The following is a 23,836-nucleotide window of genomic DNA, read 5'->3' as shown; positions in this document are numbered from 1 at the left end:
GAAATATCCTCGAAAGTTCTCAGTTTTCAACCACACGGGCTCTGAGCCGTGGCAGCTGAGCGGGATAATATTCCTGAATAAAGGTTACGAGCCCCTCACGGATGGCACATCGAAGATCCCAGCCAACGCTGGAATCAGGAGTACTCATCAGAAAGCGCACTTGCAGGGCCTGATCGCTGGCATCCGTAACCTGTACAGATGCAAAATCACGATCCCACAGACCTGACTCATCCAGCAAACGTTTGAACTCCTGCCTGAGTGGCTCAACCGGCATGGTGTAGTCTACCCAAATGAACACGGTTCCCAACAGATCGGAGGAATTTCTGGACCAGTTCTGGAACGGGTTCTCGATAAACCATTGCAGAGGGACAACGAGGCGGCGCAAATCCCAGACCCGCAAGACCACATAGGTGGCTGTCACTTCCTCCACCCAGCACCATTCCCCCTGTACATGCAGCACATCGTCTATGCGAAAAGGTTGAGTCAGGGCAATCTGCATACCGGCCAGCAGATTGCTGAGCACAGGGCGGGCCGCGAACCCCAGAATCAGGCCGCCAACACCCGCTGAAGCGAGCAGGCTGGCACCCATGTGTCGAACAGACTCAAAGGTCATCAGGGCAGCCCCCAAACCAATGATCACAATGAGTATGTTAAGTGCCCGGACCAGAAAACGGGTCTGGGTTTCGACCTTCCGTGCCCGCTTCCACTGTCCTTCCAGGACCGGATTAAGCGCAACAATGACCTCGCCGATGGCCGAGGTCAGTCGAACCGCCGCCCACGTGATTGCAAGCACCAGCAAAAGGGCTGTGACGTGCTGAATCGCTGCCATCAAGGGTAGATCAGATGGGGCGGTCTCCAGAGAACCTGCCAGGGCAAGCAGGCAAAAAACCACACCGAGAGCCCGGGCAGCGGCATCCAGGAACAGCCGGATGACCGTTCTGGACTCTGAGAAACGCCGAAACACCGCCAGAGCCAGCCGGTAAAGGATATAGGTCGCCGCAACCACAAGAATCGCCGAAAACCCCGGCCACAACCACGCCTTGAAACCGGCTTCAAACGATTCCAGCATCAGCCCTCCCGGAGCTTTCAATCACAGAAGTCAGCCGGCGAACACATCTCTGTATTCTGCTCGGCTCCTTAAAAGCCTAGACCAGCCCCTGCTCACGCGCCATTGCCATAGCCGCTTTCGGCCCGGTCCAGAGCGATGGAAGGATGATCAGTGAAACCGGAATCGCCGTCAGCACAATGAACTGCTGGAGCACACCAATCTGGCCGGCGCCCATATACAGAAGGATGGCCGCCATCAATGCCATGGCACCCCCCCAGAACACACGAATCCAAGGGCTCGGTTCGTCGTGGCCAGCCCCGACCATGGCAATGGAATAGCTCATGGAATCGCCGGTGGTGGCTACGAAAATGGTCGTCAGCAGCAAGATTGCAGCCGCCATCCAGGTGCCACCTGGCAATGCCTGGGCGACCGTCAGTGTCGCCACATCAAAACGGAAGTTATTCAGTGCCTCGGTCAGGTCGAAGGTCCCTGCAAGCTGATGATAGATGCCAGAGCCACCCAGGAGGGTGAACCAGATGGTGGTCGCAATTGGCGCCAAAACAGCCACCGCCAGAACCATTTCGCGAACAGTCCGGCCCCGGGAAATTCTGGCGACGAAGACCGCCATCAGAGGCGTGTAACCGATGAACCAGGCGAAGAAAAACACCGTCCACCACTTCATCCACCAGGCCGGCGCCGTTTCGGCGGTCATGGTCGCCATGGCAAAGAACGAGGTAACATATTCTCCCATCGACTGGGTGTAGGTGTTGGCCAGGAACAGCGTTGGCCCGAAGACAAAAATCACCCCGGCAATAACCAGCGCCAGTATGACGTTGAAACGGCTCAGCAACTGAATGCCCTTGTGCAGACCGGTCATGGCAGAGGTCATGTAGACGCCAGCCAGCACCACCAACACAGTCAACTGGGTGCTATAGCCGTCAGATACCCCAAACAGCTCATGCAACCCAAAGCTCATCTGGGTGGCCAGAAAGCCGATGGGGCCAACGGTTCCAGCCACCACGGCAATCACACAAAAGGCATCAATGACACCGCCGAGGCGGCCCTGAATCACCTTCTCACCAAAAACCGGATATAGCAGGGTTCTCGGCTGTAGAGGTTTGCCCTGGCCATAATGGGCCCGGGTCAGGACCAGAGCTGTGAGGGAGCCGAGCACGGCCCAGGCCAGGAACCCCCAGTGGGTGAACGATTGGGCCATGCCGGGCGCGACCGCTGCGGCCGAACCAGCTTCGGTATCAAAAGCCGGCGGCGTAACAACGAAATGATAAACTGGTTCACCAGCGGCAAAAAACACCCCGCCTCCGGCCAGCAAGGTACACATGATCATAGAAAGCCACCGGAAACGGCCGATTTCAGGTCGGTCCATTCCGCCGATACGCGCGGCACCAGCCCGGCTCAGGGCTGTTCCTATAGCTATGAAAAACGTGAGTAGTAGCAGCAGCTGGAAAAAAGAGCCCAGATAGGTTGCGGTCCACGCAAAGCCGACTCCGATCAGGTCAGCAACGTATCCGCTGTCGACGATTGAGGCACCCACGAACAGAAGTATGAAGCCGATAGTGAGCACCAGAACAACGGGATCGCTATCGGTCAGCGGTCCACTTCTGGCTCTCGGAGCGGGTTGGGATTTCACGGTCATAAGGTCTGCCTCCGGAAGAAAAAGCCGCGCAGGCTACAGGAAGTGAATGGATCATGCACGGAGATTTCTGAAAATACGCATGGCCTGATGAAATATGCCACCGCATTGTTAGGCTTCTATCTTTTGAGGAGATAACTCTTGTCCCATCTGCACTTGGCCATACTGCTGGGCATGACCGTGGCACTCGGGCCATTGGCGCTTGATGCCTACCTGCCCGCTTTCCCGGACATTGCTGACGGGCTCGGCATTGACCACGGGCACGTGGGGCTCACGCTTAGTGCCTATGTCACCACATTGGGTCTTGCCCAACTGGTAGGTGGACCTTTGTCCGATCGATACGGTCGCAAACCGGTGCTTTTCGGGGGGCTGCTGATCTTTATCGCCGGCGCGGTCATGGTATCGCTGGCTGATAGCCTGTCCGACATGGTGTTCTGGCGGATTGCGCAGGGTATTGGTGGCGCCTTCTGCGCGGTGTCGGTTCCTGCCATTGTCCGGGATGAAGTCAGTGGACAGGACGCTGCGCGGCTGTTTGGGCTCATTGGCCTGATCATGTTCATAGCGCCCGCTGCGGCACCCTCGTTGGGATCGCTGATGCTTGCGCTGGGTGAGTGGCAGTGGATATTTCTGATGCTGGCCGGCTATGCCGCGTTTCTTGTGCTGACTCTGCAGATGGCGCTTTTCCCGAGGCTTCAACCGCGTACACCGACAACCACGCCTATTCGCTCGCTGGTGACCAATTACCTGCTGGTGCTCAGGCACAGAACCACCATGCGCTTTATCGGCATTCAGGTACTGTGTTTCAGCACCATGCTCTTGTTCATCACCCACTCCTCATTCATTTACCAGGAATGGTACGGCCTCTCTAACAGCACGTTCGCAATCTTGTTCGCCGCCAACATTGCGTTCATGGCTGCCCTCAACCTGATAAACCGTCCGCTGCTGAGGCGATTTACCTCGGTGCAGTTGGTGCGCGCCCAGGTCATCGCCCAATGCCTGGCTCTTGTCGCTCTGGTTGCCAGCGTTCAGTTCCAGGGACCCCTCTGGCTGGTGGCAGGCTGCATCATTGTCGCCATCGGCTGCCAGGGCGGCATAGTGCCCAATAACATGGCCAATGCCATGGAGTTCTTCCCGAACTTAAGTGGCACCGCGGCCGCTCTGCTGGGCGCATCGCAGTTCACCATTGCCGGGGCCGTCAGCACACTGTCCTCTGTCTCTGGAGACCAGACACTCCTGACCATCGCAGTCTCAATGCTTGTCTGTTCATCGGGTGCCGTTCTTCTTGCACTGGGCGCACCCCGGGCAGTAGCTTTGGCGAAAAAATCCGGTTTGTAACAATTTCAGCAAAGGAATCGTCTAAACAGTTTTCGGGAAAATTGAACCATCCCCCACACAAAAGACGTATTGCTGTTAGCAAACACAACAAAGGACGTGTCCAGAAATGACAATGCCAATACCGGAAGCGCAGTCCCCCACCCGAGCCCTCAACCCCGGAGCCGGCCTCCTCAGAACGCCGGATCTCAGCGTCGGGTCCGAGGAGGACAAACGCGCCGAAATCGCTTCCTACTTCACCAACACCTTTGACACCTACACGCGCCTTTTCGACTGCCTCGCCGATGATTCAGGCTATTTCCAGAAGTCGATCCCCCTGAGACACCCTCTCATTTTCTACCTCGGCCATACCGCGACTTTCTTCGTCAACAAACTGGTACTGGCCAAACTCCTCCCCGAACGTATCGATCCGCACATGGAATCGATTTTCGCGGTCGGCGTTGATGAGATGAGCTGGGACGATCTGGACGAAGATCATTACGACTGGCCCACCGTTGCCGAAGTCATGGATTACCGTGCCAAAGTCCGGGCCACCGTGTTGGAACTGACTGAATCACTCCCGCTCAGCCTGCCGATCAACTGGGAGAACCCCTGGTGGCCGATCGTTATGGGTGTTGAGCATGAACGCATCCATCTTGAGACGTCGTCCGTGCTGATCCGCCAGCACGACCTCGCAAAGGTACGCCCGCAGCCAGAATGGGCACCGATTCGTGGGACCGGGGAAGCACCGGAAAACGAACTGGTCACCGTGCCGGCTGGCAAAGTGTCCACCGGAAAACCCTACGACGACGCCTTCTACGGCTGGGACAATGAATACGGCGAACATGAGGCCCATGTCGATGAGTTCAGGGCCAGTCAGTATCTGGTTAGTAACCAGGAATTCCTCGAGTTTGTTGAAGCCGGTGGTTACCAGGAAGATCGATTCTGGAATGAGGAGGGTTGTGCCTGGCGACAATTCGCCAAGGCAAGGCATCCTACCTTCTGGCGCTGGCAGAATGGATGGCATCTGCGCCTGATGACCGAAGAAGTCGAGATGCCCTGGGATTGGCCCGTGGAAGTCAACTACCACGAGGCTAAAGCCTTTTGCGAGTGGAAACGGGAGCAAACCGGCCAGCCCGTCCGCCTGCCTACAGAAGACGAGTGGTACCGCTTGTGTGCGGAGGCCGGCATCGAAGAAGTAGGCCATGATCCCTCCAACGCCAACCTGCATCTTGACCATGGAGCATCGTCGTGCCCGGTTACCCGGTTCCGGCATGGTCAGTGGTTCGACGTTGTCGGCAACGTCTGGCAGTGGACGGAAACACCGACCTATCCGTTCGATAATTTCAAGGTGCATCCGCTGTACGACGATTTCACAACGCCGACGTTTGACGGGCAACACAACCTCATCAAAGGCGGTTCGTGGATTTCCTGCGGCAACGAAGCCCGATTATCGGCCCGTTACGCCTTCCGGAGGCACTTCTTCCAGCACGCAGGCTTCCGCTACATCGCCTCTGAAAGCGAGGCGGTGCAACCCAATGCTTACTATGAAAGCGACCGGTTACTGACTGAATACGCGGAATTCCACTTCGGTGACACCTGGTTTGGTGTGGAGAACTTCCCGAAAACCCTGGCGGATCTTGCCCTGGACGCGAGGAAGGGCAAGCCCACCGGAAAAGCACTCGACCTGGGCTGCGCCTGCGGCCGTTCCAGCTTTGAGTTGGCAAGAGAATTCAATGACGTGGAAGGCGTGGATTTCTCGGCCAACTTTATCAGGCTGGGCGCAGAAATGGCCGAGCAGGGTTCCATTCGGTATGCGCTTGCAGAGGAAGGCGAACTGGTCAGTTATCACACCCGGACGCTCAAAGAGCTGGGCCTTGAGGAATGCTCAGAACGGGTAAGCTTCTACCAGGGAGATGCCTGTAACCTGAAACCGCAGTACTCGGGCTACGACCTTGTTCTGGCGGCCAACCTGATTGATCGTCTCTACCGGCCAAGGCGCTTCCTGGACAGAATTCACGAGCGCATTAACAACGGTGGCCTGTTGGTTATTGCCTCTCCCTACACCTGGCTGGAAGAACATACGCCGAAAGAAGAGTGGATTGGCGGTTTCAAGAAGGATGGTGAGAATCACACCACGCTGGATGGCCTGAAAGAACACCTTTTACAGCATTTCCGGTTAGTCCGTGAGCCGAGAAAGGTGCCTTTCGTTATCCGCGAAACCCAACACAAGTTCCAGCATACCCTGTCGGAAGTGACTATCTGGGAGCGGTTGCCGCGCTGATCAGCGCGGTAATCTCCCCACTGATCGCCTCGTGATCCACCAAATGATCGAGAAACCCGGGATACATAGTTGGAATCAACGCTCATCACATCATCTCCTGACAAAACGCCTCATAATCCCGTTGCTGTCAATTACAGACAGTTTTCTGAGGCACATAAAAAACCGCGCCCCGAAGAGCGCGGTTGCTATCGGACTATCCAATCACTGAACTTGCCCGAAGTAACCGGTCAGCCGGTCCTTATTCGTGGCTGCAGCAGCGGTCAGCTTGTCTACTGCCGCTTTGGCAGCGTCGTAGTTGACCGGGTCCCCCACCTGAATGACACCGGCCATGTTCAATGCGGCGTGGGGCGTGCACTTATAAACGTATACGCCCTCTTCGTTCAGGGTAACCGTAATGCCCTCATTCATGGCGCCCTGCCAGCCTTCAGCACCCCCGGGCACTTCCACAGACACTGAGTTGTGTGCTGGATCGACAAGAACAAATTTGACCGTATCGCCAGGCTCGGCCTTCACAAATCCCGGTTCAAAGACCATGGCACCGTCAGCGCCGGAGTTCTTCATTTCAACGACGTGTTCGGCCGCCATCGCAACCCCAGAAATCAGAGCGAGCGCGGCTGAAGCAACGGTGTGTTTAAGCATTAATTTCATAGTGACTTCACCTCATTGGTTGGTCATTGAAAGCACTAAGTACTACGCACCCTACCCACATCAGGATCCCTTTCGACTCTAAGGGCATCTCCTTATGGGAATGACACTCCTGGTTCACCGTGGATCGGTCCTGAGAACCAATGAGGGTCTGTTTCGTACAAACTGCCATCGTATCGGCGGATATTAAATAATGGCGGAACTACAGATCGACGGCATGCATCACCAGCAGCTCTCCCAGGTTGGAGTAAGCCGGCAGTTCGAGCAGGAGTTGCGTTGCAGTCATGCGGGAGAAACCGGTGCCGTGTGGATTTACCGGGGAATTCTGGCGACGCGACCCCGAGAAGAGCTGCTGGATTTCGCAACGGAGCACCTGGCGTCGGAGAGCGAGCATCTACGCTTCTTTAACAAGCTTCAGTGCTGCTATCGTCCGAGCCTGCTGCTGCCACTGTGGCGCCTGGCCGGCTTTATCACGGGCTTTATCCCGGCATTAATGGGAAAACAGGCGGTTTTCGCCACGATTGAAGCTGTGGAAACCTTTGTTGACCTCCACTACCAGGCGCAGATCAAAACACTTTCTCCCTATGCACGGCGCGAATCGGAGCGGGCTATACTTGCAGGATTCGAGCAATGCCGGCTCGACGAAGTACACCATCGTGATGAAGCCGGGAAAAATCGATCCGTTGAAGCGAATCGTCCTTTGAAGCTATGGACAGTGCTCGTGGGGGCCGGCTCCAAAGCGGCTGTCCAGTTTGCACGACTGATTTGAGAGTCATTCCATGAGCCTGATATCCAAACCCTTTGATGACAGCGGCGTTGAAATGGTGGACGAGATCGCCCAGTACGGTACCGCCATCTCGAAACGGCTCGAACAATTCCGCTCGAAAAGCCAGCTTCGTCACGACACACCCGGCGGCTACTCGGGCATCGTGATCGCGGCATCCATCTGCAGTGCGATGGAAAACATCATCGAACGCTCGAACCAGGAGCCTTTTCGTGCAGGGTACGCCCGAGCGGCCCAAACGTTTTGCTTTGAAGACGTCTCCCCGGATGCATCATCAAGTCCAGTAACCCTTGAGGATTGCCGCTCTTCGCCCGAGCTCCTGCAGGTCATCAACACCTTATTGGCAGACGAGCAGATACTGCCCGCGGACGGCAGCGTTTCACTCCAGACCGTCATGATGGCTCTGGTCTGGTCGGCACTGACCTTCGCAATGGAGTCTCTACCGCCAGGGCAAGCTCGCTTCTATGTGCAACAGAAGATCCTGGACGGAGACCGGAAATCGGCTCGTCATTAGGCGAAAAGGAGTCTATGCAACAAAAGACGATCACTGACGCAACCTTGAGGATGGGCGTGGACGTCCTTGCTGAGAAAGATCCCGATCTTTACGAGGTGCGAGCCCGGCTTGGATATCCGCCAACCTGGACTCGCGACCCCGGGTTTGCATCGTTGATCCACATCATTCTTGAACAACAGGTCTCGATCAAAGCCGCAGCTACTATGTTCCAGCGGCTCGCGTCACATCTTGGATCGGTAACCCCGAAATCAGTCCGGAAGGCTGGTGAGTCTGAGCTGAGGCGAGTCGGGCTCACACGGCAGAAATCCCGGTACTGTGTTGGGCTGGCGACCAGGATAGCCAACGGCGAGTTGGACCTCTCCCGACTGGCAACACTTGACGATGCCGAGGGCCGGAGCCACCTTTTGGATATACCCGGTTTGGGCCCCTGGACCGTCGACATCTATTACATGATGGCCCTGCGCAGGCCGGACGTATGGCCCCAGGGCGATCTGGCCCTGGCATCTGCGATACAGGACATCAAGAGTCTGGATAAACGACCGACAAAGGATGAGCAACTGGACTTTGCCGAACAATGGGCGCCGTGGCGAGCCGTAGCCGCTCGCATGCTTTGGATGCATTACCTGGACGCCCGAGGCCAGTAAAGGAGGCGGTGTGATCTACGAAACAGAAATGAAACACCTGGCCCGCTGCGTTGAGTTGGCTTCGATGGCGGTTGATCGCGGGAACCCCCCGTTTGGCTCTGTGCTGGTAGACGAGGCCGGCGCAGTCAGGTACGAGGGACACAACGAAACCGCTGGCGGTGATGAAACCCGCCACCCCGAGTTCGAGATAGCTCGCTGGGCCGCCGCCAACATGACTCCGGATGAGCGAGCGGCTTCAACGGTCTATACCTCTGGCGAACACTGCCCGATGTGTGCGGCCGCCCATGGTTGGGTAGGCCTCGGCCGCATCGTCTACGCAAGCTCGTCAGCGCAGCTTTCAGCCTGGCTGAACGAACTGCACGTGGCACCACCGCCTGTGGCAACCCTGCCAATCAACCAGGTGGTTCCGGGTATTCCCACAGAAGGCCCGTTCCCAGCGCTCGCAGAGGCACTGCGTGAGCTACACCGGCGTTATGCTTTGGCCAATCAGAACAAGACGTAATTCTCCAGAATAGGCCGGGGATGAGCATGGCGTTGATTCCAGCGAAGGTTTCTCGTCCGGAGCGACCCTGTGCCCGTATAATAGCCCCGGACGGAGTGCACTTTAATCACTGACCCCGGAGCCCTATGCGCATTCGCGTGACGCACCAAAGAATCACCATTGCTCTGCAATTGATACTGCTCGGTGAAGCACTATTCGCAGTCTGGGGCCAACGATGGTTCACGGCATTTCTGACGGCAATGATAATCGCCATCACCTTCTTCCCGTTGCTGTTTGAGCGCCGATTCCGCATCCACATTCCACCGGAGTTGCAACTGGCCGCCATCGGGTTTGTCTTTGCGTCCCTGTTTCTCGGAGAGATCCGTGATTACTACACCCGGTTCTGGTGGTGGGACATGGCCCTCCACACCACCTCGGGGTTCCTGCTGGGCATTCTCGGCTTTCTTCTGGTGCACATAATGAACGAAACCGAAAAGATTCACGTGCACATGAAACCCGGCTTCGTCGCATTTTTCGCATTCATGTTTGCTCTGGGCGTGGGCGCACTATGGGAGATTTTCGAGTTCACCATGGATTCGGTTTTCGGCATGAATATGCAAAAGCCCATGCTTGGTGATCCTTCCGGGCTGACGGATACCATGTGGGACCTGATCGTCGATGCGACCGGGGCACTGGTCATTTCCGTATTAGGCTGGCGCTATCTGAAGAACCCTGACAAACGCTCCTTTTTAGAGCGCTGGATTGACTCTTTTATTGCCCGCAACCCACGATTTTTCAAAAAATGAAAATCGGCCATCCAGTCATTCGACAAGGCCTGACCGGGGCACCAGACACGCCATCGCTGTAAGCGAAACGTCCCGGAATACGGCCTCCGAGGCAACAACACTCGGGAATCGATCGTAAAGCGTCCGGCGACACGTGGATGTTCGTGCCTCGGCTTTTTCGACGCAATCCTCATAGGCCTTCGCGCCACTGCCCTCGCCAGTAGCATCCGAACAGAATTCCGGAATCTGCTCGAAAATCCAATCGACTGCAGCACTCAATTCAACCGGATTGGCCCGCAAATTGGTCAGACGGTTTGCATCGATGGGATCGGCTTGTTCGCGGGTCTGGTCCCAGAGAACAAACAGCAGGGCAGCAGATACCAATACAACAGTGACCTTGGGAAACTTCATGGGCGCCTTTTCAATCCGGTGAGTCAGATCGCCGATCATAAACGCTCAGGCATCTGCTGTCCCGGTTTCCTATACTAATCAGGATTTCACACAAAAGGGCTTTCGATGGAAAGCGCCCTGCCAATCAAGCAACCCTGTCACTTAAGCCAAAAGGAGTTTTGCAAATGACCACACTGATTGTTGGTCTCATTCTGTTTCTCGGCGTGCACTCGCTTTCTATTATTAACGAGCCGCTACGTAACCGACTGAACGCGTCCATGGGCGAGGCAGCCTTCAAAGGACTCTACTCCGTAGTGTCCCTTGTAGGTCTGGTTCTGATCGTCTGGGGTTATGGCGCCGCGCGGATGGATCCTACCGTGATCTACGTGCCTCCCGGCTGGCTCAAGCATGTGTCCTTCCTGCTTCTGGTCCCCGTATTCCCGTTGCTGTTCGCCACCTACTTACCGGGGAAAATCAAGGCCAAAGTGGGGCATCCCATGCTGGTTGCCGTCAAACTCTGGGCCCTGGCTCACTTACTGGCCAACGGGATGCTCCACGATCTTCTGCTGTTCGGTTCCTTCCTGGCCTGGGCCGTGGCCGACCGTATTTCCATGAAGCGCAGAACCCAGCGGGCCATTCCAACGCTGCCAGCCACCAAAGCCAATGACGTGATTGCCGTCATCGGTGGCCTTGCGGTGTATGTGATCATGGTGGTCTGGGCCCACCAGTGGCTATTTGGCGTAGCGCCGGCCTGAACGACCGGCGCTCAAACGGATTAAAGCCCCTGGGCCCCACGGCGCAACCAGTCATGCACGAACGCAAGCTTGCGTTGCGCCGTTTCCGAGAGGACAAAAGGATACAGGTCGGAAAGGCCCATGGAGCGGTTCACATGGTTAACCCGAATAGCCAGTGATGCAGCAACGTTTATCAGCATTGCCGTATCGGGTTCCGAGTAAGGATCCCAGCCATGTCGTGGCACCTCGGGCGATGTCAGACCGGATGCCACAAGACTGTCTGTGATGTCTGTCAGGTGCAGCAGATGCGCAGCGGTCTCGGCCCAGTCCTCGTGAGGGTGTGCCGAGGCATAGCTGGTCAGGTAAAACAGTCGCCAGTCTTGCGGCGGACCGTTATGGTAGTGATGCTCAAGCGCCGCAGGATAATCAGCGCGTTCATCACCGAACATCTCCCGGAACGCATCCAGAAAATCCTCCCGCAAACTCAGGCGCCACCAGAGCATATGGGAAATCTCATGGCGCATATGGCCGACCATGGTTCGATAGGGTTCGTCCAGGGCCTGTCTTCGGGTAGCACGAACCACGGGGTCAGCTTCGGCTACACTGATCGTTACCACACCGTTTGCGTGCCCCATGGCAACTGGGGTCAACCCCTCTGCCAACATGTGGAACACCGGGCGCGTGCCGGGATCTTCGGGCCGAAACCAGTGCCAACGGCCGAGATTGTCCAGCACCCAGCGTTTCGCGGCCTCGGTCTCAGCCCAGTTCGGCATGGCATTGAAAATATTAGGGTCTGGCGCCAGCGCGGTCATCGCGCAGGAGCGACAGAAGGCCCCCTTTTCGGGCGCAATCCAGTTGCAGCCGATAATGTCCCGGTTCACACAAAACGGTGGCATCGGGACGAACGCTCTTGCCTGGGGGTCGTACGCGACTGGTGTACCCTGGGCAGTGGTCAGATTGTCGAACCACAGATTTCCGGAACCAACCGGGTTGGAAAAAACCTTCATAGAGCTGGTGCTCCTTTTGAACGGCAGCGTGCCTGAGAATGAATTGCCGCTCCCCCGAACCTATACCCTATGGCAAAGGAAAACCAGCCATCTCGTTAAGCGACCAGGGATCAAACATGATCGAAATCTATAACCAACCCTCAAACAAATTCATTTGCCTCATCCGGATGCCGTTTCTAGGATGGTGACTTCTGTCGCCCAAAACAAGAATCACACTCCGGGGAACCAGGCACCATGACTTTCCGCTCCGTATTGATAGCGAATCGCGGTGAAATCGCGATCCGTATTGCCAGAGCCTGCAGTGAGCTCGGCATGCGGGCAGTCACCGTATTCCCTGAAGACGATTCCACCAGTCTGCATACCCGTATGGCCGATGAGGCAGTAGCTTTATCGGGCCGGGGCGTGACGGCATACCTTGATGGGCCGCAACTGGTAGATTTGGCAAAGGCCCATGGCTGCGATGCGGTCCATCCAGGCTACGGATTTCTGGCGGAAAACGCAGATTTTGCCCGCCAATGTGAACAGGCCGGGCTGGTTTTTATTGGCCCGTCACCGGACGTGTTGGAGGGGTTTGGCGACAAGTCTGCTGCCCGAACTCTGGCCGAGCGCTGCGACGTTCCTCTGATCAAAGGAATCAACAAGCCGGTGAGCCGGAGTGAAGCCCGAGCTTTCCTGAACGAGCATGGACCTCTTATGCTCAAGGCGATTGCCGGGGGCGGCGGCCGGGGCATGCGGGCGGTTCACACCGAAGCGGAGCTTGAGCAGGCTTTCCAGCGCTGCCAGTCCGAGGCTCAGGCGGCATTCGGCAATGGATCGCTCTACATTGAGCAACTGATTGGTCAGGCGAGACACATTGAAATCCAGATAGTAGGCGATGGTACCGGAGCCGTCAGCCACCTCTGGGAGCGCGACTGCAGCCTCCAGCGGCGTAATCAGAAGCTGATCGAGATTGCGCCGAGCCCTTCACTGGAGGCCTCGATCCGGGATGCCATGATCGACTGCGCCCTCAGGCTCGCCAGTTCAATTAACTACCGTGGCCTTGGAACTTTTGAGTTTCTGGTGGACCAGGACCAGCCGGGCCGTTTCTATTTTATGGAGGCCAATCCCCGCATTCAGGTGGAGCACACCATCTCCGAAGAGATCACCGGGGTTGATCTGGTGCAAACCCAGCTGAAGCTCCTCGCGGGCCAGAGCCTCGCTGATCTGGCCCTGGAATCTGCACCACCAGTACAAGGATTCGCGATTCAGGCAAGGATCAACAGCGAGACTCTGCACGCTGATGGTCATGCTACCGCGGCTACCGGCACACTCAACACCTACGAGCCACCATCGGGCCCCGGTTTACGAGTCGATGGCTATGGTTACGCCGGCTACAGCATCAGCTCTTCGTTTGACTCCCTGCTTGCCAAGCTGGTTGCCCACGGTAGCGATTATCCATCAACACTCCGACGGCTGTATCGGGCCCTTTGCGAGTTCCGCATCAGTGGTGTAAGCAGCAATATTGGCCTGCTCCAGAACCTGATCCGCCACCCAGGCGTTGAATCCTGGGCTGTTACCACCCGTTTTGTCGAAGACAACCTGGAAGCCCTGATCCCCCAAGAGATCGATACAACCCATCCGAACCTGCACTTTGCAGATACGGTTGCCACCGAGCACCCAGAGAGGCCCGGCGCCACGCCCACGCCCGCAGGCACGATCAGCATCGCAGCGCCCAGCTCCGGCACGGTTGTCAGCATCGATGTTAATCCGGGGGATGCTGTGGCCGTCGGCCATCCCATAGCGGTGCTTGAGGCCATGAAAATGGAGCTCGTGGTCAAGGCAACCAAGTCCGGCATCGTCCACGCACTTACCACAGGAGCCGGAGAAACGGTAAACGAGGGCCAGGCACTGGCCTATCTCGAGCCGGCGGAAGTGGACGCCAGCGGCATTCAAAGCGAACAAACGGCTGACCTGCAGCACATCCGGGCCGATCTCGCCGAAGCTCTGGAGCGTCTTGACTTGCTGAGTGACGAGCGCCGCCCGGACGCGGTCGCAAAACGCCGTAAAACAGATCAGCGAACCGCTCGTGAAAACGTTGAAGACCTGCTCGACCCGGACAGCTTCAATGAATATGGAGCTCTTGCACTGGCGGCACAGCGACGCCGACGTTCGATGGATAAGCTGATTGAAATGAGCCCGGCGGATGGCCTGATTACCGCTATCGGCACCGTGAACGCCCCGGAGTTTGGCCCCGAGGCAGGCCGTTGCGCCACCATGGCCTACGATTACACCGTGTTTGCTGGCACCCAGGGGCTGGCCAACCACCGCAAGGCAGACCGAATACTGGCTCTGGCGGAGCAATGGCGAATCCCACTGGTTCTATTCGCGGAAGGCGGCGGGGGTCGCCCATCCGACACCGACGCCAACGGCGTTTCATTTCTGGACTGTCATACCTTTGTCAGCATGGCACGGCTCTCCGGCGTCGTGCCCACGCTCGGTATTGTGTCCGGCCGCGGCTATGCGGGCAACGCGGCGCTGCTTGGCTGCTGCGACACCATCATTGCCACCAGAGACGCCAATCTGGGGATGGCGGGACCCGCCATGATAGAAGGCGGCGGCCTTGGGCGGTTCAGCCCGGAACAGGTGGGGCCGGTTTCCGTCATGGGGCCCAACGGTGTGATTGATGTCCTCGTCGAGGACGAAACTGAAGCGGTTAGTGTGGCGAAGAAATATCTGTCCTACTTTCAGGGCACGTTGGAAGACTGGCAGTGCGACGATCAACGACGGCTACGCCACCTGATTCCGGAAAACCGACTGCAGGTCTACGATATCCGCCAGGTTATCGAAACCCTGGCCGATCAGGACAGTGTCCTGGAATTCCGAAGCCAGTTTGCGCCAGGCCTGATCACGGCGCTGGTCCGCATTGAAGGTCGCCCCATGGGCCTGATCGCCAACAACCCGGCCCATCTGGGAGGCGCGGTCGATGCCAGCTCTGGCGACAAGGCTGCCCGCTTCATGCAGCTGTGTAACGCCCACAACCTTCCCATCCTGTCACTGTGTGACACACCGGGCTTTATGGTGGGGCCTGACGCCGAAAAACAGGCCACCATTCGCCACGTTTCCCGCATGTTCGTGGCAGCAGCCAAGCTCAACGTGCCTTTCTTCACCGTGATTTTGCGCAAGGCGTACGGCCTTGGCGCGCAGGCGATGGCCGCAGGCAGCATGCTCACGCCTTTCTTCACGGCCGCCTGGCCCAGTGGCGAGTTCGGGCCCATGGGTTGGGAAGGCGCCGTCCGTCTGGGCTTTGCCAAGGAGCTGGCCGCCCAGCCCGACGAGGAATCGCGAAAGACCATGTTCGATGTCCTGGTGGCCAAAGCCTACGAGCAGGGCAAAGCGCTGAACGTGGCCAGCTATCTGGAGATTGATGCGGTCATCGACCCGCAGGAAACTCGGGCGTGGCTGGTCAGGGGGCTTAATTCCACTTCTGGTGGTCGCACCGACGAGGGCGGGAAGTTTGTCGATACCTGGTGAACCGGGCTCTAGAATTGGCTTCGGCCTCGCAGCAGAATCTGAAAATCATCAATACTGTCATCACCATCCAGCGGGAAGGCAAAGTCGAGGTGCAGCATCCGCTGCACCTCGATCCGACTGGACGCCAGCCGCATGCCGAAGCCAACATCCTTCAGCACGCCTTCATCCGGCCCACTATTCCGGTCGTCGGTGAACCAGGTGCGGCCTACGTCGGTGAACAGGACACCTCCTACCCGAAACAGCTTGAACGGATGCCAATCCGGGAAGTAGCGCCGCTCCAGGGTCCATAATACCCGGCGGTTACCTTGCTGGTATTCACTGGGATAGCCGCGCAGACCGTTCTCCCCGCCAATCAGCAGCTGCTGATCGGCTGTCAGATTGTGCGCTGCGGTGAACGCCAGATTGGTGTACCAGCTGTTCCACCGCTCGGAACCGCCATGGAAGTACCGAACGCTCACTGTGCCCAGCAGGTTTTCCACCTGGTCCTCGTCGAGACGGTAAGTGCCACTCTGGCTGAGGTGATAGCGGGCGTAGTTTGTCTCGGATACATGCAGTACATCCTGAAAATCCATATTCAGCACCACACGGTCCTCGGTAGCACCCAGCCCACTGCCGGAGTAGCCCAACTCGGTTCGCCACACAAATCCATCGCGCACGTCCTCCACCCGCTGTAGCCGGGTCAGGTTGGTCATTTCCCGGAAGCGGTTCTGGCGGTAATCGAAGCCAACCCAGGGGTAACTCAGGGTCCGGTTGTCGGGGAGGATGTCGAGATTGGGTTCGTTGGGCAAACGGTCGAACACGAGTGCATCGTAGCGGTAGCCGGCAAGCAACCTCAGTTGCCGGTCGTTCCTCTCAGCCAGACGCCAGCCTCCGTCGATACTGAAGAACTCCTGGCTGCGCCGATAATCTGCAATAGCCTCCGCTCCGACGTAGCGCGACTCCTCCCGCTCGTCGTCGATGGCGCTCAGCCCAAAACGCCAGTCGGTGGTCTCACTGAAGAAAGGCCTCTCGAGGTAGGCGCCGCGGCCCCGGCCGTCGCTTCTCTCATCAAACGAGAACCCCGCCTGCCAATGCGAACCAAAGACGTTGGGATCATCAAAATACAGACTGGTTTCGGTGCGGTCCGGGTCCTTCGCATAGCCGACACCAAGGCTCTTGCCCGACCCGGCAAAGTTGGGATCAGACAGCCCGAAGTTGGTAGTGTTCTCGCCCCCGGACCTTGATACACCGACACTGGGAAAGAGTGTCCAGGTATCGCGCGCCAGAACGCTTACCTCAATCTCGTCTCCACAAACACGAGTTACGCCCACCCATGCAGCGGTCAAATACTCCCGCTGGCGCAGCACCCGCTCGGATTCAGAAATAAGCTCGGGCTCGTAGACATCCCCTTCTTCAAACACCAACTGGGCACGCAAGGCAGACTCCCAGGTAGGTGTATTGAGTGCGTTCAGGGTTCGATAGAGCGCGTTGTCCTGCTCAGGGTCGGTGGTATCAAAGATGGGGCGGCGAAGAATTCGGATGCTGCCAATACGCGCGCCCTCCGGAATCACCAGATCGTTCTGGCGGGCGAGCTGATCCCTCGGCGTGTCCAGATCAATGGCTTCCGGCTGGATACTGCTGGTAACGCAGACATCCCTGCGCGATTCGGCAGCAAGGCAAGATCCGGCGAAAAGCAGCCCTGATACAACAAGCATTTTCCTGAAAACCATACTGACCTCTACAGCCGCATAGACAATAATTTAGCCCAGCGTTACTTCAATGTCAGCGGTCCGGCGGTCGCCATATGGGAACATCCTCCTGCTTTGGTTCTTCCCAGTCGCTATGCATGGCGCTGCTCAGGGCTTCTTCGAGCTTCATGAATAGTTCCCCGTAGCGGGGGCTGAAGCGAATACCCTCCTCAATTTCCTTCCATGCGTCGAACAGCTCATCCTCATGGGCTTTCTCATTATTCAGGAAGGCCCAGGTCATCTGACGGGCACGCATTGGATGAACGCCCATGGCAGTCAGGGCATGACCGCCAAGTTCGAGCGCCGAATGATAGGTTTCACTCACCACATCATCGGCCCCTGCTTCTCGCAGTCGGTACCCGTGCCCTCTGTCGAAAGCGCGAGCCAGCACCCAGACACCGGGGAAGAACTGCTTCACGTGCTCAACCATCTGGACCGAGCGGTCACGGTCGTCGATGGCCACTACAAGCAGACGGGCCTGCTCGATGCCTGCGGTTTCCAGCAAGTCTGGCCGACTGGCATCCCCGAAGAAACTCTTGATGTTGATCTGCCGGAGGTTTTCGATCTGCTCGATCTCATGGTCCAGTGCAACAATGGGCACCTTATTGGCCCGCAGCAGCCGGCAGACAATCTGGCCGAACCGACCGACACCGGCAACAATAACCGGCGCCTGCTCATCGATGGTATCCGCCTCCCGGTCGTCGTTCTGTGAACGCCGATAACGCGGGAGCACCACGCGGTCATAAACGATAAACAACAGAGGCGTCAGGAACATGGATAACGCCACCACCAAGGACAGCACCTGGGAGGTTTCCACGGCAATCACACTGTTCTGGACACTGTAGGTCAGGAGCACAAAGCCAAATTCACCAGCCTGGGCCAAGGACAGGGTGAACAGCCAGCCATTGCTGCCATGCACCTTGAACAGCAACGCGAGACCGAGCAGGATCGCGGCCTTGACGGCGATCACGGCGGCCGCAAGCGACACAACCGTGCCCCATTGTGCGGACAAAACATCAAAATTAATGCCAGCGCCAACCGTGATAAAAAACAGGCCCAGCAGCAGCCCTTTGAAAGGTTCTATATTCGCTTCGAGCTCATGGCGGAATTCACTGTTGGCCAACACCACGCCAGCCAGGAAGGCCCCGAGCGCCGGGGACAGATTCACCAGGCTCATCAGGGCCGCAATCCCGATGACCAGCATCAACGCCGTAGCAGTGAATACTTCACGCAGCCCCGACTGCACCACATAGCGAAACAGGGGTCGGCTCAGGTAGTGGCCGCCCACAATGACGGCACCGACTGCCGCAACCACAACCAGCCCATGGGCCCAGCCAGGAAGACTGTCCACCAGACTCAGGTTGCCGCCGTCGCCATTGGAAGTACCGGCAGAGTCCATGAGTTCCGGTAATGCCAGCAAGGGGATCAGCGCAAGCATCGGGATGACAGCGATGTCCTGAAAGAGCAGAACGGAGAAAGCACTGCGCCCGCCTTCGGTTTTAACCAGCCCCTTTTCGTTGAGGGTTTGCAGGACGATCGCCGTGGACGACAGGGCAAAGATCAGCCCAACCGCAAGTGCTGTCTGCCACTGCAGTCCCATCCATGCCGCCACAGCCGTGCCGGCTGCCGCCGTTAGCACCACCTGGAGTCCACCAAGACCAACCAGACGAACACGCATGGCCCAGAGCGCCTTGGGATCAAGCTCCATGCCAACCAGGAACAACATCATGACCACGCCAAACTCGGCAAAATGCTGGATGGTGTTAGCTTCCTGCCCCACCAGCCCCGTGACCGGACCAATCACCACACCGGCCACGAGATAGCCAAGGACGGATCCCAGACCCAAACGTTTTGCCAGTGGCACAGCGATCACTGCTGCGACCAGGTAAATAAAGGCCTGGACGAAATAAACTGTCATCAATGATGTCCTTGATTCAAAGTCGGGAGGCTAGAGGGTGTGCAAAAGGCCATTCCTGGCAGCTCCGTTTAGCGTAGACCCTGGAAGGCTTCTTTCACATGGGAGGCAAGCGCATCGTTAAGAGGATTTGAACCCCGCCGTACCAGCGCCAGCTGATAGAAGCCGATTTCCGGCAGGCTGTCACCGGCCACCTCTTTGAGGGGTGGGCGTATCAGGCTCTGCGGAAACGGAGCTACGGCAAGGTCTGCCAGCATGGCAGCTTCCTGCCCTGAACAATGCTCGCAGGTATAGGCGATCCTGTAGGATATGCCGGCTTTATCCAGCGCACGCAGGGTCATCCGGCGCCAGGCGCATCCTTCGTGAGCCATGGCAATGGGGAGGGGAGACCGCTGGTAAGCCGAGCAGCCTTCCCGCCCAGCCCAGACCAGCGGTTCTTGGTGGACCACCTCACCGCGGGGAATACGACCCTCGTCGGCCACGGTCACCAGGGTCATATCCAGTTCACCGGCGTCCAGACGAGCGAGATTCTGCTTGCTGGAGCCGACCACAACGTCCACGAGCACTGCCGGATAGGATCGGGCAAATTCTGCCAACACTTCGGGCAGAATCCGGGTGCCAACGTCGTCGGAGGTACCAATACCCACCTTCCCCTCAAGAGTCGGCGAGATAAAATGCTGCACTGCCTCTTCATTCAGTCGCAACAAGCGGCGCCCGTAATCAAGGAGAACCTCACCTTCTGCAGTCAGAGTGACTCTCCTGGGCTCCCGGATAAACAGGGTTTTGCCGAGGTTCTGTTCAAGCTGTTTGATCTGCATGCTGAGGGCTGACGGTGTGCGATGCACGGCTTTGGCAGCACTGGTGAACGTGCCGTGTTCCGCAATGGCAACAAAACTCCGGAGCACATCGTTATCAAGCAGAGGCATATTCATGGACGGACCTTACGGATAGTTTTTTGGCCTGCAACTGCCTTAAGCATAGCTGAACGAGATCTTAAATTCTTTTCGTTTGATTGAAGGCAGAGACAGTACCAGAATACGGGATGTAGGCACCCGTGAGCGAGTTAAACGACGTCTCCAAACGAGCTGCTGCAAGCCATTCACCAACCGTCGGGGCCGTAGACATGTTGAAGAGCACAGAGCATTACTCCAACTCCGCAATGCAGCCAATTACATCCTGGATAGAGGGATATAGCAGACGCCAGCAGTTCCGACGTATGGCGCAGTCATTGTTGAAAGAGAAAGATGACACACTGTCGGATCTCGGCTATGACCGCCATGATCTGGAGGGCGCCCTGCACCTTCCCCTCCGGAACGATGCGATGCAATATATCGAGGCACGTCGTTCCAGACGCGCCATGGAAGCGCGCAGGACAAAAAGTCCTCGACTCGCCGGCTAACTGTGGGCCAATTCTGAGAACCGTACCAGGTTATACTCGCCTGTCAGCACATCGGCCAGATGGCTGATGTGCTCGGGCGTAATTTCACAACAGCCGCCCACAACGCCCGCTCCATCTTCCAACCACTGTTGCACCTGCAGCGCATACAACCCGGGTGAAACGTCCGGCCTCGCTTCCAGTTCATCCACCAGAGCTCCACTGGCCATAGGCTCAACGGTTTTGAACGCGTTGGCGTAACCGCCAGTGCATGGGAACAGCCCGGCCAGCTCAGGCATTGCCTCAGAGATCACCTCCGGATCACAGCAATTGAGCATGACCGCTGTTGGCCCGAACGGCTTAACCGCTTCGACAGCCTCTGCAAGCGTTTCCCCGGACCGAAGCTTGCCATCCGTTTCCAGCCGGAACGCCACCCCGAAGGGCTTGCCTGATTCAGCGGCGGCGGCACAGGCAGCTTTCGCCTCGAGCGAGTTCGTCATGGTTTCGATGAGGAAGACATCTGCCCCACCCTGCAGTTCAACGAGGATGTCGAACTCCGACTTCAAATCCTCAAAGGTCCGGGCAGGCTGGCTTCGATAGCTACCAACCAGCGGTGGAAGGCAACCGGCGATATCGACGTCGGCGCCCGTTAACTCGATGGCACGTTCCAGTACGTCGAACGCTCGCTGATGTATGGCTCCGATCTCGTCACCAAGGCCTTCTCTGGCCAGTCGCGTGGGCGTTGCGGCATAGGTGTTCAGCGTCAGGGTACGGGCCCCCGCCCGGATAAAATCAGCATGGACATCGGTAACAACGTCCGGCTGCTCCCGCATTACCGCCACTGACCAGAGCAGTGACGTAACGTTCATGGCCCTGCGATAGATTTCCTGGCCCAGGCCGCCGTCGAGAAGTGCAACAGATTTCATAAAGTACTCATCAGGGTGTCACGATATTGAACCGGCCCTGAGGCTTGTCCAGCATGCTGAAGAAGCCTATCAGGTCGAGCCTGCTTCCCTCAAAGCTGATCTCGTCACTGAACAGAAGTTCCTTCAGCCCTGCCCGTCCAATCAAAAGGTCTACGAACAGAGGCCGCGTCAGGCGCAATGTAGCGTCAGCAGGAATATCCTCACTGATGAGACGGTTGTGAAGCACTGAATGTTTCAGAGTCAGCAAATAACTTTCCTGCAGATCCGTGAACACGATCTTGATGGTGGTGTTCTCGCCTTCTGCGTCCTCAGGCTTGAGCCGCACCGCCATGCTGTCGAAGAACAGCGATACTGGCGTGTGCAGCAGCATCTCTCTCATCATCGCCGGTTTGATGCCCTCTTCCGGCGAGCCGTGGCGCAGCTCGTAAGCACCGGTCAGATAGAAGTCCCGCCACGGGGCGGCTTCCGCCTGATAACCGAGCTGGTCATAGACGCTGGCCAGAAGCCGTTTTGCCTCATAATTCCCGGGTTCGGCGAAGACCACATGATTGAGCAATTCCGCCAGCCAACGGTAGGTGTCGCGCCCCTCGGTCGAGCTCATATCCGATGCCGCTTCGAAATCCTTTCGAGCCTTCTCCAGAACTTTTTCCGCGCCACCCATCATCTGTACATAACGTTTTGCCGAATCGGTCTCTGGAAGCGAATCGAGCTGAGCCGGGTTGGCGGTAAACCAGCCCAGGTAATGCTGATACACCGCTTTCGCGTTGTGAGACACAGTGCCGTAGTAACCCTGGTTGTGAAACGCCTGATTCAGTTCCGGGGGCAGCTTGAGCTGGTCGGCGATCTCCCGGGGCGTGGCGCCCTGGTTCATCAAACGCACCGTCTGATCGTGAATGAACTTATAGGTATCCCGCTGCACCGCCAGGAAGTCCCGGATATTCTCTTTCCCCCACAATGGCCAGTGGTGGCTACCGAAATAGATATCGGCATCGGCAAACAGGGTCTTTGCCTCGTCGATGAAGCTGCTCCAGAGCTGGGCATCGCGAACCTTCGCGCCCCTCAGGGTGTAGATGTTGTGCATGTTGCGGCTGACCAGCTCGGCACCGCAGAAGGCCTTCTGCTCGGGAAGATAGAATGTGAACTCTGCTGGCGCCTCGGAACCGGAGACAATCTGGAAAATCATCGGCACGCCGTCCACCTCCAGCTCCGTGCCGGTTTCGCTGATCAGATCCGTCGCCGGGGCAAAGCCAAAGGTGCCGAACGCCGGCCCTTTGCCCAGACCAGTGCCAACATGGCCGCGTTCGTCTCTCTCCAGGCGTTTGCCATACATAAACATCGCCCGACGGGTCATGGCGGGGCCAGCAATAATGTTCTCGCTGGTCGCCTCTTCCTCAAAGCCCTCCGGCGCAATAATGCGCAGGTTGGCTTTTTCCTCGTCCGAAAGGTGCTGGAGAATCCCTTGCACGCCGCCGAAGTGGTCAATGTGACTGTGAGTAAAGAGAATTGCGCGTACCGGCTTTTCGCCCAGATGCTCGCGGGCAAACAGGAAAGCTTTGCTGGCAGTCTCCCGGGCGGTCAGAGGATCCACCAGAATCCACCCCGTATCGCTTTCGATAATCGACATATTCGCCAGATCGTAACCCCGGATCTGGTAGAGCCCGTCGGTGACCTTGAACAACCCGTGAATGTTGTTGAGGGCAGCCTGGCGCCAGAGGCTTGGATTGACCGAGGCCGGGGCATTTTCTCCATCCTCATCGATAAATCCGTACGCCGGCATGTTCCAGACCTCGCCGCCGTCAAGATGTTCAATAACCAGTTCCGGATCCTGGGCAATCAGCCCGCGTCGCGCGTTCTCGAAATCGTCACGATTATCGAATGGTCGCTGACCAAGCACCTCCTGATTGGCTTGCCCTGTAGTGGCCGTCGGCGCACTGTGTCCGGCACTGTTGGCTGCAGAAGAATCGGGGCCGGAATCGCAACCGGTCAGGGCGAGTGAAATACCAAACAGAGGGGCAAGGAGGATCTTCAGGGGCAGGGACATTCGGCTAACCTATCGATCTACTGTCATTGGTTACCTACAGTTTACCCCAGTATCCGTCATGGCC

General features: G+C 57.5%; 20 protein-coding genes. 10 read left to right on the top strand and 10 right to left on the bottom strand.

The genetic code is table 11. The annotated features are described in order from the left end of the window. Nucleotides 1-19: 19 nt before the first annotated feature. Nucleotides 20-1,069, bottom strand: a complete 1,050-nt coding sequence (locus CFT65_RS07175; protein ID WP_088827315.1) for a mechanosensitive ion channel family protein — start codon at nt 1,067-1,069, stop codon at nt 20-22. A 76-nt stretch (nt 1,070-1,145) separates the two neighbouring features. Beyond that, a complete protein-coding gene (locus CFT65_RS07170) occupies nt 1,146-2,702 on the bottom strand; it encodes a BCCT family transporter (RefSeq protein WP_088827313.1) in 1,557 nt (518 codons plus the stop codon). Between the two features lie 138 nt (nt 2,703-2,840). Between CFT65_RS07170 and CFT65_RS07165 the strand changes: the two genes are divergently transcribed. After that, nucleotides 2,841-4,034 carry a multidrug effflux MFS transporter gene (locus CFT65_RS07165; protein WP_088827311.1) on the top strand — a complete coding sequence of 398 codons (1,194 nt, stop codon included), beginning with the start codon at nt 2,841-2,843 and terminating at the stop codon, nt 4,032-4,034. A gap of 106 nt (nt 4,035-4,140) precedes the next feature. Beyond that, on the top strand, nt 4,141-6,294 hold the full coding sequence (gene ovoA / locus CFT65_RS07160; protein WP_088827309.1) for a 5-histidylcysteine sulfoxide synthase: 2,154 nt from the start codon (nt 4,141-4,143) through the stop codon (nt 6,292-6,294). A 201-nt stretch (nt 6,295-6,495) separates the two neighbouring features. Here ovoA and CFT65_RS07155 read toward each other — a convergent pair whose 3' ends face one another. Then, nucleotides 6,496-6,942: a pseudoazurin gene (locus CFT65_RS07155; RefSeq protein WP_088827308.1), complete on the bottom strand. Its 447-nt coding sequence runs from the start codon at nt 6,940-6,942 to the stop codon at nt 6,496-6,498. A 190-nt stretch (nt 6,943-7,132) separates the two neighbouring features. Between CFT65_RS07155 and CFT65_RS07150 the strand changes: the two genes are divergently transcribed. The 5 genes from CFT65_RS07150 (at nt 7,133) to CFT65_RS07130 (ending at nt 10,168) form a co-directional block, all read left to right on the top strand. After that, nucleotides 7,133-7,708: a demethoxyubiquinone hydroxylase family protein gene (locus CFT65_RS07150; RefSeq protein ID WP_228705800.1), complete on the top strand. Its 576-nt coding sequence runs from the start codon at nt 7,133-7,135 to the stop codon at nt 7,706-7,708. Between the two features lie 10 nt (nt 7,709-7,718). Further along, entirely contained in the window at nt 7,719-8,237 is a 519-nt protein-coding gene (locus CFT65_RS07145) for a hypothetical protein (protein ID WP_088827305.1), read from the top strand. Between the two features lie 14 nt (nt 8,238-8,251). Next, nucleotides 8,252-8,881: a DNA-3-methyladenine glycosylase family protein gene (locus CFT65_RS07140; RefSeq protein WP_088827303.1), complete on the top strand. Its 630-nt coding sequence runs from the start codon at nt 8,252-8,254 to the stop codon at nt 8,879-8,881. Nucleotides 8,882-8,891: 10 nt separating this feature from the next. Next, nucleotides 8,892-9,383 (top strand): nucleoside deaminase, encoded by a 492-nt coding sequence (locus tag CFT65_RS07135; RefSeq protein ID WP_228705799.1) that lies wholly within the window; start codon nt 8,892-8,894, stop codon nt 9,381-9,383. Nucleotides 9,384-9,508: 125 nt separating this feature from the next. Further along, nucleotides 9,509-10,168: a hypothetical protein gene (locus tag CFT65_RS07130; RefSeq protein ID WP_088827301.1), complete on the top strand. Its 660-nt coding sequence runs from the start codon at nt 9,509-9,511 to the stop codon at nt 10,166-10,168. A gap of 15 nt (nt 10,169-10,183) precedes the next feature. On the opposite strand, the gene CFT65_RS07125 is transcribed toward CFT65_RS07130, so the two are convergent. Next, nucleotides 10,184-10,597: a hypothetical protein gene (locus CFT65_RS07125; RefSeq protein ID WP_088827299.1), complete on the bottom strand. Its 414-nt coding sequence runs from the start codon at nt 10,595-10,597 to the stop codon at nt 10,184-10,186. Between the two features lie 125 nt (nt 10,598-10,722). Here CFT65_RS07125 and CFT65_RS07120 point away from each other — a divergent pair, with 125 nt between their 5' ends. Then, nucleotides 10,723-11,292, top strand: coding sequence for an NnrU family protein (locus CFT65_RS07120; RefSeq protein ID WP_088827297.1), 570 nt, complete (start codon nt 10,723-10,725; stop codon nt 11,290-11,292). Between the two features lie 20 nt (nt 11,293-11,312). On the opposite strand, the gene CFT65_RS07115 is transcribed toward CFT65_RS07120, so the two are convergent. After that, a complete protein-coding gene (locus CFT65_RS07115) occupies nt 11,313-12,278 on the bottom strand; it encodes a zinc-binding metallopeptidase family protein (protein ID WP_088827295.1) in 966 nt (321 codons plus the stop codon). A gap of 234 nt (nt 12,279-12,512) precedes the next feature. On the opposite strand from CFT65_RS07115, the gene CFT65_RS07110 reads away from it, so the two are divergent. Next, entirely contained in the window at nt 12,513-15,788 is a 3,276-nt protein-coding gene (locus tag CFT65_RS07110; RefSeq protein ID WP_088827293.1) for a carboxyl transferase domain-containing protein, read from the top strand. Nucleotides 15,789-15,796: 8 nt separating this feature from the next. Here the strand turns inward: CFT65_RS07110 and CFT65_RS07105 are convergent, their stop codons facing one another. The 3 genes from CFT65_RS07105 to CFT65_RS07095 form a co-directional block, all read right to left on the bottom strand. Then, nucleotides 15,797-17,482: a BamA/TamA family outer membrane protein gene (locus CFT65_RS07105; RefSeq protein ID WP_228705798.1), complete on the bottom strand. Its 1,686-nt coding sequence runs from the start codon at nt 17,480-17,482 to the stop codon at nt 15,797-15,799. A gap of 67 nt (nt 17,483-17,549) precedes the next feature. Then, nucleotides 17,550-19,433 (bottom strand): monovalent cation:proton antiporter-2 (CPA2) family protein, encoded by a 1,884-nt coding sequence (locus CFT65_RS07100; RefSeq protein ID WP_088827289.1) that lies wholly within the window; start codon nt 19,431-19,433, stop codon nt 17,550-17,552. A gap of 68 nt (nt 19,434-19,501) precedes the next feature. After that, the gene (locus tag CFT65_RS07095; protein ID WP_088827287.1) at nt 19,502-20,362 is read right to left on the bottom strand and encodes a LysR family transcriptional regulator; all 861 of its coding nucleotides are present in this window, start codon (nt 20,360-20,362) and stop codon (nt 19,502-19,504) included. Nucleotides 20,363-20,646: 284 nt separating this feature from the next. On the opposite strand from CFT65_RS07095, the gene CFT65_RS07090 reads away from it, so the two are divergent. Beyond that, nucleotides 20,647-20,829: a hypothetical protein gene (locus CFT65_RS07090; protein ID WP_228705797.1), complete on the top strand. Its 183-nt coding sequence runs from the start codon at nt 20,647-20,649 to the stop codon at nt 20,827-20,829. On the opposite strand, the gene CFT65_RS07085 is transcribed toward CFT65_RS07090, so the two are convergent. Both CFT65_RS07085 and CFT65_RS07080 read right to left on the bottom strand, forming a co-directional pair. After that, nucleotides 20,826-21,731 (bottom strand): homocysteine S-methyltransferase family protein, encoded by a 906-nt coding sequence (locus CFT65_RS07085; RefSeq protein ID WP_088827286.1) that lies wholly within the window; start codon nt 21,729-21,731, stop codon nt 20,826-20,828. The two genes, CFT65_RS07090 and CFT65_RS07085, sit on opposite strands and share 4 nt — an antisense overlap. Before the next feature lie 10 nt (nt 21,732-21,741). Further along, nucleotides 21,742-23,772, bottom strand: a complete 2,031-nt coding sequence (locus CFT65_RS07080; protein WP_088827284.1) for an alkyl/aryl-sulfatase — start codon at nt 23,770-23,772, stop codon at nt 21,742-21,744. Between the last annotated feature and the right edge of the window lie 64 nt (nt 23,773-23,836).

It is taken from the genome of Marinobacter sp. es.048 (genome assembly GCF_900188435.1).
Classification (GTDB): domain Bacteria; phylum Pseudomonadota; class Gammaproteobacteria; order Pseudomonadales; family Oleiphilaceae; genus Marinobacter.
Note: the sequence above shows the minus strand (reverse complement) of the source record. Positions and strands in the feature narration are given on the sequence as shown.